The sequence below is a fragment of the Halobacillus alkaliphilus genome (assembly GCF_900113125.1).
GTDB classification, from domain to species: domain Bacteria; phylum Bacillota; class Bacilli; order Bacillales; family Halobacillaceae; genus Halobacillus; species Halobacillus alkaliphilus.
This window is the reverse complement of the sequence record NZ_FOOG01000002.1, coordinates 111,563-124,928: the sequence shown is the minus strand read 5'-3', so window position 1 is coordinate 124,928 and position 13,366 is coordinate 111,563. Positions and strand designations below refer to the sequence as shown.

The window sequence follows — 13,366 nt, the reverse complement described above, 5'->3', positions numbered from 1 at the left end:
TTGCTGGCTTTTATAGCCTAGAGGAAACGTCCATTCTTAGGGGGGATAAGTTGTTTGATCTTTTCGAGGGAATGAAAAGAGGTAATAAAAAGCAAAGAGATGCTTATACCACTATTAAAGAACTCTGTATATTTGACGAATTGAGTATTTATAATCCTATGCTCTGTGGAACTATTCCTATTGGTATTGACTTGGATAATTCAGATCTAGACATAGTTATGGATGTAAAAGATTTAAGGCTCTTTGAAAAAAAGCTAGACGATCTCTACGGTAATAAGTCAGGCTTTACCATGAGAAGAACAATTATAAGAAGTCGTGAGGTTGTTAAGGCAAAATTTTTGTCTAACAACTTTGAGTTAGAGTTATTTGGCCAAGACCAATCCATTTATTTTCAAAATGCGTATTTGCATATGATTATTGAATATGAACTTTTAAAAAATAACCCAACGCTTAAAGATAAAGTTATTGAACTCAAAAAACAGGGATATAAGACTGAACCAGCGTTCTGTAAGCTATTAGGTATTGCTGGGGATCCTTATATAGGTTTAGTTCAATATGGGATTAAAGAAAGAATTATAAATCTGTAATGCTGAAATTGTTATAGATTAAATAATTACTGAAAGTGAAATTCATCTCGATTTCAAACCTGAATGATAAGTGGCATTTAGATAATTGAGATTTAAAAGGGGAGTCCATGGAAAAGTGAGATTTGAGACCCAAAGGTTAAAGTTTCGTAAGTACAATGATGGGGATTTCGATTACTTATTCTCTTTATTATCAGATCCAGAAATGGTTAGGTATATAGGTGATGGAAATACAAAAGACGCCAAAAGCACCAACAACTTTTTAAATTGGATTTATAGTACATATGATGTTGGCCCTGATATGGGTTTAATGGTACTCGCAAATAAGGAAGATAATACTCGAATAGGGCATGCAGGTCTGGTACCACAAACAGTTGATGGAGTTGAAGAACTTGAAATAGGGTATTGGGTTTCTCGAAAACATTGGGGAAAGGGTTACGCTACAGAAGCAGCCAAAGCTTTAAAAAATTACGGACTTATTGTTCTAGGTGAAAATAGACTGGTTTCTTTAATTCAACCTAATAATATGGCTTCGAAAAAGGTGGCTAATAAAATAGGGATGGATTTTGATAAGGAAATTGTACTTGGAGACCAGAAAGTTCATATTCACTCAACCTGAATGGAGAATTATCTTGATATCGAGTCTAAACGTGAGTAAATCGAAAACATTTAAGAAGAAGATATTCATTTGGAGGGTTTTACTTGGTACAAATTAAAGGTAATAAGGTTATTTTAAAGGAAGCAACAGATACAGATATTGATGAGTTATATTTCTGGAAATATGAGGACAAGGAGCAGGAAGCTAAAAAATGGAATGGACCATACATAACAGAAGAAAAAATCTCGAAGGCAGAGTATAGAAGTCATTGGGCCCAAGAAATTCATCCTGGTATGCCTGCTTCTTTAGCTATATTAGTAGACGGTAAAACGATTGGTTATGTCGGTTCTTATTGGGTAGATAAAAATACGGATTGGTTAGATACAGGTATCGTTATTTATGATAAAAATTATTGGAATGGTGGCTATGGCAGTGAGGCTTATAAGCTTTGGGTTGAACATATCTTCCAAAACACGAAATTACATCGCCTGGGAATGTCTACTTGGTCAGGAAATAGAAGAATGATTAAAGTTGCCGAAAAGTTAGGGATGAAAGAAGAGGCAAGAATCAGAGAAGCTAGGAAAGTAAATGGCAATTATTTCGATGCTGTTAAAATGGGAATATTACGCAGAGAATGGGATTTAGTAAAAAACTAATAACTTCTTCTTAATACAAAAATGTCTCGATTTCGAGTCTCCACCTAAAGGGGGCGATACTTGAAAAGCGCTTTAAAGGTAGAAAGTTACCTGGGAGGTGGGGACATCATGTTGAAAAAATCTTTGGTTGCCTTAATTATATTTGTTGCTATAGCGTTTCCTGCTTTTTACTTAATATCAGGTAAAATAACTTGGGAGATGGTATTGAGGACAGTAATAGGCTACATAGCAGCGATTATTGTCATGTATTTTTTTGCTAAAAAAAGAAAAAAGCATACATGAAATATCGTAACGGTTATAACATCTATAAATAAGGATGGATACAACGTTTTTAAAGAACTAAATCCTTGATTGTACCTCGAATTCGAGACTTCAAGAAAAGTGGGCTTTACTGGAATAAGATTAAGATGCATAAAGAAAAAATAGGGAGCAAAAAGCTCCCTACTAATTAGATATGTAAATGCAAGACATGTTGAGGACCTTTAGCACCGTCATAAATATGTTTTTCATCTACAAAACCGGTCTTTAAGTACAGGTTTATTGCTGCATGATTTCTTTTGTTAACACCAAGAACGACTTCATCTATGTTAGGAAGGGATTCTCTTACAAAATTGGGTAGTAACCTCAAGCCCTCTTTAGCGAGTCCATTTCCTTGATACTTCGAGTTAATTGAGAAAGACGTTAATACTCTAGCTTTTGGGTTATCACTATATCGCTTAACTTTCTCACCGTCTTCCAGTGCAAAATATCCTACCGGTGCATTATTATCCAATATTAAAACATGAGTAGAATTCTTTGTAACACTTGGATTATGAATTTTTTCTAATGGTAGACTTGTGAAATTTAATTGTTCTTCGGGTAAGTAATAGTTGGACAATTGATTCTTATATGTATCGTTATACTCAACTAACGATATTGATGAATTTAGTGTTTTGGACTCCATAAATATTCCTCCAGTTTATGTAATTTAGTTTTATTATAAACTACTTAGAAAATTCAAACAAAAGATATACTGTTAGCGAGAATTAAGTTTTTTACGATACATATCTTGAATTCAAGTCTTTCTGTAACGGGGGCGCGCGACAAGTTCTGCTATAAGCGCATTTTTGCGTGAAAGGCAGGAAGTTTATTTGTTTAAATTTCAACTGTACAACGGAGGATGGGAATGAAGGATCCATGTTTCCCGAAACCATCCCGTCAACACTCCTGCATGCGTTAAGACGGACAGGTCTTAAGGTGTGAAGCACAGGTAGATTAGGCAGAACGAAGGCTGAAGCCATAAACAAGGTATGCCGACGGATATGCCTCACGGCTGAAAAGCTAGATAGGATGAGAATCGTTCTTTGAGATAGGAACTGACGAACTTCCGAAGGTAAGGGTCTAAATTTACAAACGTAAGGAAACTTATGTGTCATCTTACGATGATGTGAGTGGTGTGGAGTAAAACTGCCCCCTCTGAAAGACGCTATACCGAACGACGGCGGTATCCAGCTCACAGGCTTAAAGGAAGCATCTACGTTTAGTACGGATAGCTATGTTGTATGGTACTTGGAAAGCAAGGAACGTTGAATCAAGGGCTGTTACCCAAAACGGTTGCTATAAAGTTATGCTGAAAAGCATTTATCCTTGTAAGGGTAGGGGAATGACTGATGAAACTTCTGTAATGGAAGTGGAGGAATAGCCCCAAGTCTAGAGTATGAAACGATTATTTTCCTAACGTGAATGGCACCGATCGGGTAGGAACGTGGGAACATCACTCCAAAGGAGGGATGCCACAGTGTCAACGCTGCGAAACTGGGATTATTATAATATGACGGAAACCTTTACGGATCTTCATGAAAAAGCGAGTCAGGGAAATATGTTCTCTCATTTATATGAAACCATCATATCGAGAGAAAACATCCTGCTCGCTTTTCGCATGATCAAAACCAATAAAGGTTCTAAAACACCAGGAACCGATGGGAAAACCATCGATAACATGAAAGAGCTCTCAGAAAATGACCTGGTAAATGAAGTCAGAAATAAACTTCAAAACTATCACCCGAAGAAAGTTCGAAGAGAATGGATAGAAAAAGAGAACGGAAAATGGAGACCTCTTGGAATTCCATGCATGTTGGATCGAGTGATCCAACAATGTTTCAAGCAAGTTCTCGAACCGATTGTAGAATCTCAATTCTTCAAACATAGCTACGGTTTCAGACCTCTACGGTCTGCTCATCATGCTATGGCAAGGATACAATCTTTGATTAATCACGGTCAACTTCATTACGTGGTTGATGTAGATATTAAGAGTTTCTTTGATAACGTAAATCATCGTCTATTAAAGAAGCAACTCTGGAATATCGGTATTCAAGACCGTAAGGTACTGGCTTGTATTTCTAAAATGGTAAAGTCAGAAATTGATGGTGAAGGTGTCCCGAAAAAAGGGTCGCCTCAGGGTGGCATTCTGTCCCCGTTACTTTCGAACGTCGTCCTAAATGATCTAGACCAATGGGTTGCGGACCAGTGGGAAGTCTTTCCCCTGACGAAATCCTACAGTTCAGATGATGCTAGAAGGCGAGCGAGAAAACAAACGGGCTTAAAACAGGGATATCTGGTCAGGTATGCTGATGATTTTAAAATTCTATGTCGGGATGGAAAGACAGCGCAAAGGTGGTACCATGCGGTACGTCTGTACCTCAAAGAGCGCTTGAAACTGGACATTTCACCTGAGAAATCTCAAATTGTAAACTTAAGAAAACGGGAATCTGAGTTCTTAGGGTTCACCATTCGTGCGAACAAGAAGGGTAAGAAACGAGTGGCCCATACTGGGGTCATTTCTTCAAAAAGAAAGAAAATTAAACAGGAAGCGAAAAAGCTCATTCGAAGAATGAAAAGTTCACCTTCTGCTGAGAATATTCATCGTTACAATAGTTTTGTATTAGGACTTCACCAATACTTTAAGCGAGCGACTCATGTAAATCTTGTGTTCTCACGTCTTTCTTACGATCTTAAACCATTTCTAGTGAACCGTCTTCGACCGGTTGGAAAGCTAGAACATCCTTTTAAACCACCGCCTTTTTATAAGAAAACCTTTAGCTTAGGAACGAAAACGTTCTATATCAATGGTACGTATCTGTTCCCCATAGGTAATGTTAAAACATTCCATGCAAGGAACTTCAATCCAAAGCTTTCGCTTTATACAAAGACAGGGCGAGAACAAATGTACAAAAGTCTCCGCCCTGATATCCAGAAAGAAATCAGTCTCTTATTGAAGTCTTCTCTACCTAATCGAAGTGTCGAGTACTTGGATAATCGTATTAGTCGCTATAGTATGAAGATGGGGAAATGCGAAATTACAGGCGAATATCTTCACGTTTCAGAGGTTCACTGTCACCACTATTTGCCAAAGAATCTTGGAGGAAGTGATCAATTTAAAAACCTGCGTATTCTTCATAAGAATATTCATCGACTGATTCATGTAAAAGATATAGAGAAGATAAAGGTTTATCTTAAACAATTACCACAGAATCGATTGATCTTAGATAAAATCAATCAATACCGAAAGGTATGTGGGGTGGAAGGGATCGTTACATCTAGTCTCGAAGAGTAACATAGGAACTTATGATGTAGTACATACCTTTAGATGGAGTGCCGAATGCTGGGAAACTAGCACGTTTGGTATGGAGCAGGGGGTGCGACAAGAAGCAACTTCTTCCGCACAGAGTCAGTGTCTTAAAGAGACTATCCAGATGCACAGGATATTCCCTTCCGAAACTGCATTTTAAGTAATTATAATGTAGGTTGCATGAGGTTGGCCCAACCAACAATTGAGTGTCTAAGCTGTTGGGGGTCAGGGAAAGAGTAGCATGGTTAACGATAAGTGAATCTCTATAAGCATCGTCACCACAGTCGCTAGATAAGACACGTTTAAACTAGCGTTTCAATAGGTAGGAAAGTAGTTTCCCCTGAATACTTTAATTGCATCCCATAAACCTATCGGTGTATTGGAGGAACCTAACCTACTCGTGTCTGACAGAAGTTGAACTTGTTAAGTCCAATGGGGTCCTTACTTAGGTAAGCTAAGCGTAAGCACAGCTCAATTCCCCAGTGGGTAAAGGAAATTGGAAAAAGCGAAAGCCACTATGCTGAAAAGCAACAGGAATCGGAAATAACTGGGTGGATAATATCTTTGATGTAACCCGAAAGGGTGCTGAATTCCAATTGGTGTGCAACATGGGATAAAGCGTTGACGAACAATTCAAAAGGATGGTAACAGACGATGAATACTTCGATAAAGAAGTCCGCATTACCAGACATTACTGATTGGAACAGTATCAATTGGTTAAAGATTAGTCAGTATGTAGAAAAGTTACAGCAACGAATATATCATGCCGAACGTCTAGGAATGGTCCGTAAGGTAAGAGATCTGCAAAGGCTACTAATGAAAAGTCGAGCTGCACTACTACTCTCAATTCGTAGAGTTACCCAAATTAATAAGGGGAAACGAACGGCTGGAGTTGACGGGCATAAAGCATTAACTCCTTATGAGAGAAGTAAACTCTATAATAAAATGAAGGACATGAACATTAAGTGTCATAAACCAAAGCCGGCTTATCGAACTTATATCAAAAAGAAAAACGGGAAGCTTAGACCTCTAGGAATACCGACAATAAAAGATAGAGTTTACCAAAACATTGCTAAATTAGCCCTTGAGCCACAATGGGAAGCTAAATTTGAACCAACTTCTTATGGGTTTAGACCTAAAAGAAATTGTCATGATGCAATTGAGAGAATTCACACTACTGTTGGTAACAAGAAGGTGTGGATATTTGAAGGTGACTTTAAAGGTTGTTTCGATAATTTAAATCATGACTATATTCTGGAACAAATTAAAGGATTTCCAGCTTTCAATATAATAGCAAAGTGGTTAAAAGCAGGTTTTGTTGATAACGATGTATTCCACGAAGCAGAAGATGGAACTCCTCAAGGTGGTATTATTTCACCACTTCTAGCTAATATCGCACTACATGGTCTAGAAAATTTACTTAACATAGAATATCAAAAGGACCAGAGGAAATCTAAAACATCATACAGAAATCGGACTAAATATGCCGTTACAAAATATGCTGATGACTTCGTCATCATGTGTGAATCCGAGGAAGATGCTAATGATTTATATAATAAACTGAAGCCGTACCTGGAAACTAGGGGGCTTGAGTTAGCAATGGACAAAACGAAAATAACACATATTGAAGAAGGGTTTGATTTTTTAGGCTTCAATATAAGAAAATACAAAACTCATAATGGTAGTAAAGTCCTCACCAAACCTTCCAAGGATAGCATTAAAAATGCGAAGAGGAAAATCAGTGAGAAAGCCAGGCAATTATACGGGGGAAACGTACAAAAACTAATTGGCACGCTTAACCCTATTACATTAGGGACAGCGAATTATTGGAGTCCGACTGTCGCCAAAGAAGTCTTTTCTAAAATGGATGCACATATTTGGAAAGTTCAATACAAATTTCTGCGAAGGCTTCACCCGAAAAAGAGTTGGCAATGGATCAGTCAAAAGTATTTTAAACCAGATAAAACAGGTCAAAGTAAAAATAATTGGATACTAACTGACCCAATAACCAATAATCAATTGAAAAAGGTGTCTTGGATACCAATTGTACGACACGTGCAAATCAAACATGATTATAGTCCTTTTAATAAAAATCTCAAAGATTATTTTGAGAAACGTGATATTAAAGAGTTTGATAGGAACAATGTAGCATATAGACAAAAGTTAGCGAAAAAGCAGAAATACAGATGCTCTTTATGTAGTAAATCAATTGCAGATAGAACCGAAGGTTTAGAAATGCATCATAAAATTCCTAGAGTCCAAGGTGGAAGTAATGAATATAAGAACATAGAATTAGTTCACAATTCTTGCCATCTGGAATACCACAAGGTATTCCCTGCAAGGGAGAACATTCCAAATAATGCTCAACTTCGTAGTGTTATGAACTACATAAAGAGAAAGAAGATAACAGGACTAATTTAATCTAGACACGGATAAATGCATGCTTGAGCCGTATGTGCTGAAAGGCACACGTGCGGTTCTTAGGGGGGAAGGGGATAGTAATATCCCTGACCTACCCGACAAAAGCTGGAGATAACGTCAAACGCTTACCTATTGCTAACAAAAGTTGAAGAATGAAGTTAGGTAGGAGGGGGGCTGTTTTTGAACGTAGATACTGATTCATTGGTTACTTTCCTTATTATGTGGGGAATACCAACTTTTATGGTTGTTAGAACTTATTTAAAAATGGATTCAGATGATAGGAACTCTGCAAAAAAAGATTTTAAGTCGGCACATTTTGTTTTCACAATCGGCTCACTTGTAATAGGTTATTTTTTCGCTTCTATTGGAAATCTACTGACACTAAATATCATAAAGTTACCTGGGATTTTCTTAATGATCATAGCAGGTATTACAATTACGGTGGATATGTGGAGAAAAAATAAAGTTAAAAGTATGTTTACACCAATACTTATTGGAGTGGCAATCTTCTTCTTGATTAAGCCATAGTGACACAGTATTCATTTTTGTGCTAACGGAAGCGTTAGTTGAGTTTTTGCTTAATGTATATCGAATTAAAGACTTAATGAAACGGGGACTTATCTTTAATAGAGAATCACCTCTAGTAAGTAGAAATTTTATGGAAATCGAGTAATTTAGCGGAGGATAGTATGTCTGAAGAGAATGAGAGAGAAATATTAAACGAATTAAAGAAAATGAATGAAAAGCTTGATAAATTAAATGAACCTAGTCCATTCACAATGCCAATCATAATTGTAATTGGCGTGGCCGGTTATTTGCTTTTGGCACCATTTTTAGTCGATGTGTTCGTATCTATACTATAGAATTGGAAACTTCGTAGCAATATCATCTCGAATTCAAGTCTTCTTGAATAGGGGCCTATCGTGATTAAGAGTAAGCATATATTTTTATAGTTTCCAGCTAATTTTCGAAAAGAAAATCATTATGAGGGGAGCTGAAGAGTGAAAAGGATATGGTTAAGTATATGCTACGTTTTAGCACCAGGCTTTGGAATGATTTTAGCTCATATCACAATTTCCTTCTTTAATGGTGCGGATGTTACTAGACAAAATACTTTTAAATTCTTTGTTTATGGAATTATTGCTGGCATAATCCTTCTGATTCTTCGTCTTTTGATTAAGGGTAAAACATTAGAAGGGTAAATTAGGAAGTTACATAATGCGTAATATCTTGAATTCGAGTCTTATGGAATCGGGGGCGATAGCTGTACATGCTATCGCTTATTGAACTAGATGAAGAGGATTGTTTAACTACAAGAAGATCAAATACCAAAAAAATGGAGGGATGAACATGAAAAAGGCACTTTTAATATTGACGTGCAAAATGGAATGTTTCAAGAAAATAATGTGGTACATAAAGGAAACAAATTATTAGGAAACTTGAGAGATTTAATAAACCAAGCACGAAATACGAATACACCGGTTTTTTATATCCAACATAATGCACCAGCTGGTAGATCTTTAGAATTTCAAACAAAGGGGTGGGAGATCCATAAAGATGTTGCCCCGAAAAGCAAAGATATTATTGTTCAGAAAACAACCCCTGATAGCTTTTATAAGACCTCTTTAGATGATGGATTAAAAAAACAAGAGATAAAACATCTAATAATAGCAGGGATTCAAACAGAAGCATGCATTGATACAACTTGCAGAAGAGCTTTTAGTAAGGAGTATAAAGTTACTCTTGTATCAGATACTCATAGCACTTGGGACTCGCAGGAGATTACTGCACAACAAATTATTAACCACCACAATGGTGTATTGCGCTGGTTTGCTGATGTTTATCCAAGCAAAGAAATAACTTTTTAATTAATGTGAAGAGATGTTGCTGAAGTAAAAAAACTTTAAGAGATATCTTGAATTCGAGTCTTCGTGAAAAGGAGGGTTATCTGATTTACCGACTCCTTAAGTCAGCATCTCCAGCTGGCTTCTTTGCGTTTTACGCATAATTAATGCGGTCATCCTATTACTACCAAATTATTAAAAATTATAATTATATCTAACAAAGAGGGAGGTTAAGAATGAAGAATTTAATTTTCATTATGCTGGTTACAATTGCTTTAGGAGCATGTTCTCCACTAGAGACTTCTAATAAGGATGAGTCTAAAAATTCAAGTAAAGCTACTATGAATCAAATAGCAGACAAAATAGATTTAGAGCAACTTGATAAAGTGCAATTTATTTATAACAATAAAGCTTATGATGCGAAATATAAACTAAAGTGTAAGACTTCTTCTGAATGTTCAGAGGGTAATGACGATTTGCGATTAGATAAAATAAAGAAAGAAATAAAACCAAAGAAAATTAATGCTAACATAGGCGATCAAATAGAAATTAGAATTCCAAATACTTTCCCTGCGCCAGATCAAATTTTGTATGAACAGCAACAAGGCGCTACTGGAATTCAAGAAACAGTAGATAAGAAAGTTATTGAAGTCACTGGTGATAAGGGAGAGGAAATCACTTATATAGTGAATTTTAATTGGAGAAGCAATGACAACGATAATACAAAAATCATCTATTCAGTAGCTTACTATTTTGAGGTTCCCGATCCAACATAAAAGACGATACTCAGGATGCCAGTAAGGGAAAAAGTTAAGCTGGGTATGTTTGAATTTGAGGTTGGGGAAGTCATATATAATTACATTAACTTGAAATCATGTCTTACTGTATTGGGGGCGTTTACTTAGTAGTAAGTTAGTAAGAAGGAAACGAAATACAAAACCAAAAATTAGGAGTGCTCTAGAATGGAACGAGTTGATGTAGCTTATGTCTTTGTCTTTAATGAGATGGAAGAGAAGGTTTTGATGGTGAAGAATAAAGGTAGTGGTTGGTCTCTTCCTGGAGGTTCTGTTGAGAAAGGTGAAACCTTTGAACAAGCAGCAGTGCGAGAAAGTAAGGAAGAAACGAATTTAACTATAGAAACTGAAAACATAGTTGCGGTAAATGAAGCTTTCTTTAAAGATAAGGGTCATCATGCTCTGTTCATTACTTATAAAGCAAAGATTTTAGAAGGTGCTATAAAAATATTACATAAAGATGAAATAGATGAAATTAAATGGCTAGATATAAATACCGCAAATAAACTAATGCCTTACCATGCTGGTGGGATAGAAAGTCTGCTTAAATCATCTGCTCCATATACATTTCAAGGTTAAGAGTTGATTGATATTTTGGATATAATCTTGAAGTCGAGAATTAAACAAACGGGGAGGCAATACTTGAAAAGCACTTTAAAGTGAAAAAGTTGGGAGGTGGGGATATCATGGTGAAAAAATCTTTGGTTGCCTTAATTATATTTGTTGCTATAGCATTACCTGCTTTTTACTTAATATCAGGTAAAATAACTTGGGAAATGGTATTGAGGACAGGAATAGGTTACATAGCAGCTATTATTGTCATGTATGTTCTTGCTAAAAAAAGAAAAAAACATACGTGAAATTTCGTTACGGTTATAATATCTATAAACAAGATGGCATAAAACGTTTTAATACTCAATCCTTCATTATATCTCGAATTCGAGACTTGGAGAGAAAGAGACGATTACTCAATAAGAGTGGCGATACTTTAAAAAACGACTTCCTATTACGGTGGTATTTTCTGTTACATTAAATTGGGATTCTATTGAGTGAGGAGGGCATATGCAAAAGATAGTAAAGTACATAAGTAAAAGTTTGTTATTAATAGCAGGTGTAATATTTCTGGCGGGGTTATTTACTGATATTTCCTTTTCATGGATGTTCGTATGGCTGTTTTTAGCTCCATCTTTGATAATTAAAGAATTCATAGAAATGCCTGCAAAAGGAAAAAGTAGGACATACTCAATTGTTTACATCGCTTCTCTTTCTCTTATATGGGTGGCAGCGTTAGAATTAATCATTACCTGAGGACGGTTGTGTTAGTTAAAAATATTAGATCCAAGGTATTCGTATTCGATTTTTCACGAAACGGGGACAATTGTTCAATATGAGCAATTGCTTATTAGTCGAAAACTCTGTTTCGATCATAAACAGTTCGAAGTTAAAGTGAGGGGGGTTCATATGTTTATTGCTGTTGAAAGCTCAGACGGATTTGTCTGAGCTTTTTAAATATTGATAGACTTATTTAATTAGGAGCAACTGTAAAAGCGTAAATGTCATATTGAACTTTTTCATCCTCAGTATTGTGGTGTTTATAATAAATATACTTTGAGGATTCTCCTTTATTGCCTGTTACGGGTAGTGAATAATCATCACTCAAGTTTACTTGTTTTGTTGTGGAAGTATAGTGGACAATAACTCCAGAACTATTAACATCTATATCCCCTTGATTAATATGTAATTTTTCAGGAGTGTCTATTTGAGGAACTCCATAACTATTAAAGTTCTCATGTACCATCTCAAGATCATCTTTTAAAGTGCAGTTTTCGTTACATGTATATACTGGCTTAAGTTCGTAATCCTCACCCCCAGTATTGATAGTTATTTCTTTATTCAATTCCTTATCCTCATTGTTAGTATTTGCAGCCTCTTCATCTTGATCAGTTGATGAGCAACCTATTAAACTAATTGAAATTAAAAGAAAAAGTAGAGATTTATTCATTTTTCATCCCCCTTTGAAATATTTTTTAAATGTTAATATTGAAATTGTAAAGCCCTAGTTGGGAATTTTCAATATAAGAGGATTTATATAACTATATAATAAAGTGGTGAAAAACAATCCTAAAAAATAAGCACATAAAAGCGAAATGATGATTCCAGCGCTTACGACAACAGTTATAAGAACTACCACCTTACTTAGATTATCTTGATTTCGAGTCTTTATCTAATGGTCGCTTTTTTATTGAAGAGTTGAAAAGGATTGTGGAGGTATCAGCTACAAAATGATAAGTATGAAACGAGATAGGGACTTCTTTCGTAGAGATATATTAGAAACGAAATGAAAATATCGAAGTAGCAATGATAACGCACCTTTATGTGAAGATGAGAGGTGGTCAAAGTGATAAGTTATATTAAATTTTTCTTCTGCATGATTGTCGGCCTTTTATTATGGAATGTGTTGTTCTCATCTAATAACCAGACACTCGTTGACATTGTTGGGATCTCTTTTTTTACTACATTTTTTAAATGGTTATATGAGGTCGCTTTCGAAGGATCAGAGAGTACTGAAAAAAATTAAATTAAGGTCATAAATGGAGATGGAAACAATATGAGATGTCTATGTAACCAAAAGAAACAAATGAATTAAAAGTTGAGGGAGACGTGGGGGCAGCCCCTATCTGGTGTAATCGTTGTAATTGTAATCTGTACATAGAAGAGGTTTCAATTGAACTCAATATGAAGTTGGAGTTAATGAAATGGATTGGAGATCACCTTCGACATTTGCGAATGTATATAAATAGAGAATAGTTATCCTTATTTTAGGGATGGGTACTAATGTACAAGGTTCACCAACGTATATCC

Annotated in this window: 16 protein-coding genes; 14 read left to right on the top strand and 2 right to left on the bottom strand. The window is 35.8% G+C overall.

Annotated features, from left to right (window positions below; all coding sequences use genetic code 11):
- The first annotated feature begins 50 nt into the window (after nt 1-50).
- The 4 genes from BMZ06_RS02195 to BMZ06_RS02180 all read left to right on the top strand — a co-directional run bounded on the left by BMZ06_RS02195 (nt 51) and on the right by BMZ06_RS02180 (nt 2,120).
- A complete protein-coding gene (locus tag BMZ06_RS02195) occupies nt 51-587 on the top strand; it encodes a DUF4269 domain-containing protein (RefSeq protein WP_245755930.1) in 537 nt (178 codons plus the stop codon).
- 115 nt (nt 588-702) lie between these two features.
- A complete protein-coding gene (locus BMZ06_RS02190; RefSeq protein ID WP_089749710.1) occupies nt 703-1,203 on the top strand; it encodes a GNAT family N-acetyltransferase in 501 nt (166 codons plus the stop codon).
- Between the two features lie 83 nt (nt 1,204-1,286).
- Nucleotides 1,287-1,838, top strand: coding sequence for a GNAT family N-acetyltransferase (locus tag BMZ06_RS02185; protein WP_089749708.1), 552 nt, complete (start codon nt 1,287-1,289; stop codon nt 1,836-1,838).
- Nucleotides 1,839-1,898: 60 nt separating this feature from the next.
- Nucleotides 1,899-2,120 (top strand): hypothetical protein, encoded by a 222-nt coding sequence (locus BMZ06_RS02180; protein WP_089749707.1) that lies wholly within the window; start codon nt 1,899-1,901, stop codon nt 2,118-2,120.
- A gap of 166 nt (nt 2,121-2,286) precedes the next feature.
- On the opposite strand, the gene BMZ06_RS02175 is transcribed toward BMZ06_RS02180, so the two are convergent.
- Nucleotides 2,287-2,781 carry a GNAT family N-acetyltransferase gene (locus tag BMZ06_RS02175; protein ID WP_089749705.1) on the bottom strand — a complete coding sequence of 165 codons (495 nt, stop codon included), beginning with the start codon at nt 2,779-2,781 and terminating at the stop codon, nt 2,287-2,289.
- Nucleotides 2,782-3,615: 834 nt separating this feature from the next.
- On the opposite strand from BMZ06_RS02175, the gene ltrA (BMZ06_RS02170) reads away from it, so the two are divergent.
- The 10 genes from ltrA (BMZ06_RS02170) (at nt 3,616) to BMZ06_RS02135 (ending at nt 11,812) form a co-directional block, all read left to right on the top strand.
- On the top strand, nt 3,616-5,430 hold the full coding sequence (gene ltrA, locus BMZ06_RS02170; protein ID WP_089749703.1) for a group II intron reverse transcriptase/maturase: 1,815 nt from the start codon (nt 3,616-3,618) through the stop codon (nt 5,428-5,430).
- Between the two features lie 669 nt (nt 5,431-6,099).
- Nucleotides 6,100-7,866, top strand: a complete 1,767-nt coding sequence (gene ltrA / locus BMZ06_RS02165; protein WP_089749700.1) for a group II intron reverse transcriptase/maturase — start codon at nt 6,100-6,102, stop codon at nt 7,864-7,866.
- A gap of 180 nt (nt 7,867-8,046) precedes the next feature.
- The gene (locus tag BMZ06_RS02160; protein WP_089749698.1) at nt 8,047-8,394 is read left to right on the top strand and encodes a hypothetical protein; all 348 of its coding nucleotides are present in this window, start codon (nt 8,047-8,049) and stop codon (nt 8,392-8,394) included.
- Between the two features lie 161 nt (nt 8,395-8,555).
- Entirely contained in the window at nt 8,556-8,729 is a 174-nt protein-coding gene (locus BMZ06_RS20555; protein WP_175477768.1) for a hypothetical protein, read from the top strand.
- Between the two features lie 138 nt (nt 8,730-8,867).
- Complete coding sequence (locus BMZ06_RS02155; RefSeq protein ID WP_089749695.1) at nt 8,868-9,068, top strand: hypothetical protein; 201 nt, start codon at nt 8,868-8,870, stop codon at nt 9,066-9,068.
- A gap of 186 nt (nt 9,069-9,254) precedes the next feature.
- Entirely contained in the window at nt 9,255-9,734 is a 480-nt protein-coding gene (locus BMZ06_RS02150) for a cysteine hydrolase family protein (protein ID WP_089749874.1), read from the top strand.
- A gap of 212 nt (nt 9,735-9,946) precedes the next feature.
- Nucleotides 9,947-10,486 carry a hypothetical protein gene (locus BMZ06_RS02145; RefSeq protein WP_089749694.1) on the top strand — a complete coding sequence of 180 codons (540 nt, stop codon included), beginning with the start codon at nt 9,947-9,949 and terminating at the stop codon, nt 10,484-10,486.
- Nucleotides 10,487-10,672: 186 nt separating this feature from the next.
- The gene (locus tag BMZ06_RS02140; protein ID WP_089749692.1) at nt 10,673-11,083 is read left to right on the top strand and encodes an NUDIX hydrolase; all 411 of its coding nucleotides are present in this window, start codon (nt 10,673-10,675) and stop codon (nt 11,081-11,083) included.
- Nucleotides 11,084-11,190: 107 nt separating this feature from the next.
- Nucleotides 11,191-11,364 (top strand): hypothetical protein, encoded by a 174-nt coding sequence (locus BMZ06_RS20550; protein WP_175477767.1) that lies wholly within the window; start codon nt 11,191-11,193, stop codon nt 11,362-11,364.
- Between the two features lie 202 nt (nt 11,365-11,566).
- Nucleotides 11,567-11,812: a hypothetical protein gene (locus BMZ06_RS02135; protein WP_089749690.1), complete on the top strand. Its 246-nt coding sequence runs from the start codon at nt 11,567-11,569 to the stop codon at nt 11,810-11,812.
- Between the two features lie 217 nt (nt 11,813-12,029).
- Here BMZ06_RS02135 and BMZ06_RS02130 read toward each other — a convergent pair whose 3' ends face one another.
- A complete protein-coding gene (locus BMZ06_RS02130) occupies nt 12,030-12,506 on the bottom strand; it encodes a hypothetical protein (protein ID WP_089749688.1) in 477 nt (158 codons plus the stop codon).
- Nucleotides 12,507-13,366 lie beyond the last annotated feature (860 nt).

Bases quoted from the DNA above. Each gene is read 5' to 3' on its own strand.
- ltrA (WP_089749700.1), top strand. From the start codon at position 6,100: ATGAATACTTCGATAAAGAAGTCCGCATTACCAGACATTACTGATTGG.
- BMZ06_RS20550 (WP_175477767.1), top strand. From the start codon at position 11,191: ATGGTGAAAAAATCTTTGGTTGCCTTAATTATATTTGTTGCTATAGCA.
- BMZ06_RS02140 (WP_089749692.1), top strand. From the start codon at position 10,673: ATGGAACGAGTTGATGTAGCTTATGTCTTTGTCTTTAATGAGATGGAA.
- BMZ06_RS02150 (WP_089749874.1), top strand. From the start codon at position 9,255: ATGTTTCAAGAAAATAATGTGGTACATAAAGGAAACAAATTATTAGGA.
- BMZ06_RS02130 (WP_089749688.1), bottom strand. From the start codon at position 12,506: ATGAATAAATCTCTACTTTTTCTTTTAATTTCAATTAGTTTAATAGGT.
- BMZ06_RS02175 (WP_089749705.1), bottom strand. From the start codon at position 2,781: ATGGAGTCCAAAACACTAAATTCATCAATATCGTTAGTTGAGTATAAC.
- BMZ06_RS20555 (WP_175477768.1), top strand. From the start codon at position 8,556: ATGTCTGAAGAGAATGAGAGAGAAATATTAAACGAATTAAAGAAAATG.
- BMZ06_RS02135 (WP_089749690.1), top strand. From the start codon at position 11,567: ATGCAAAAGATAGTAAAGTACATAAGTAAAAGTTTGTTATTAATAGCA.
- BMZ06_RS02145 (WP_089749694.1), top strand. From the start codon at position 9,947: ATGAAGAATTTAATTTTCATTATGCTGGTTACAATTGCTTTAGGAGCA.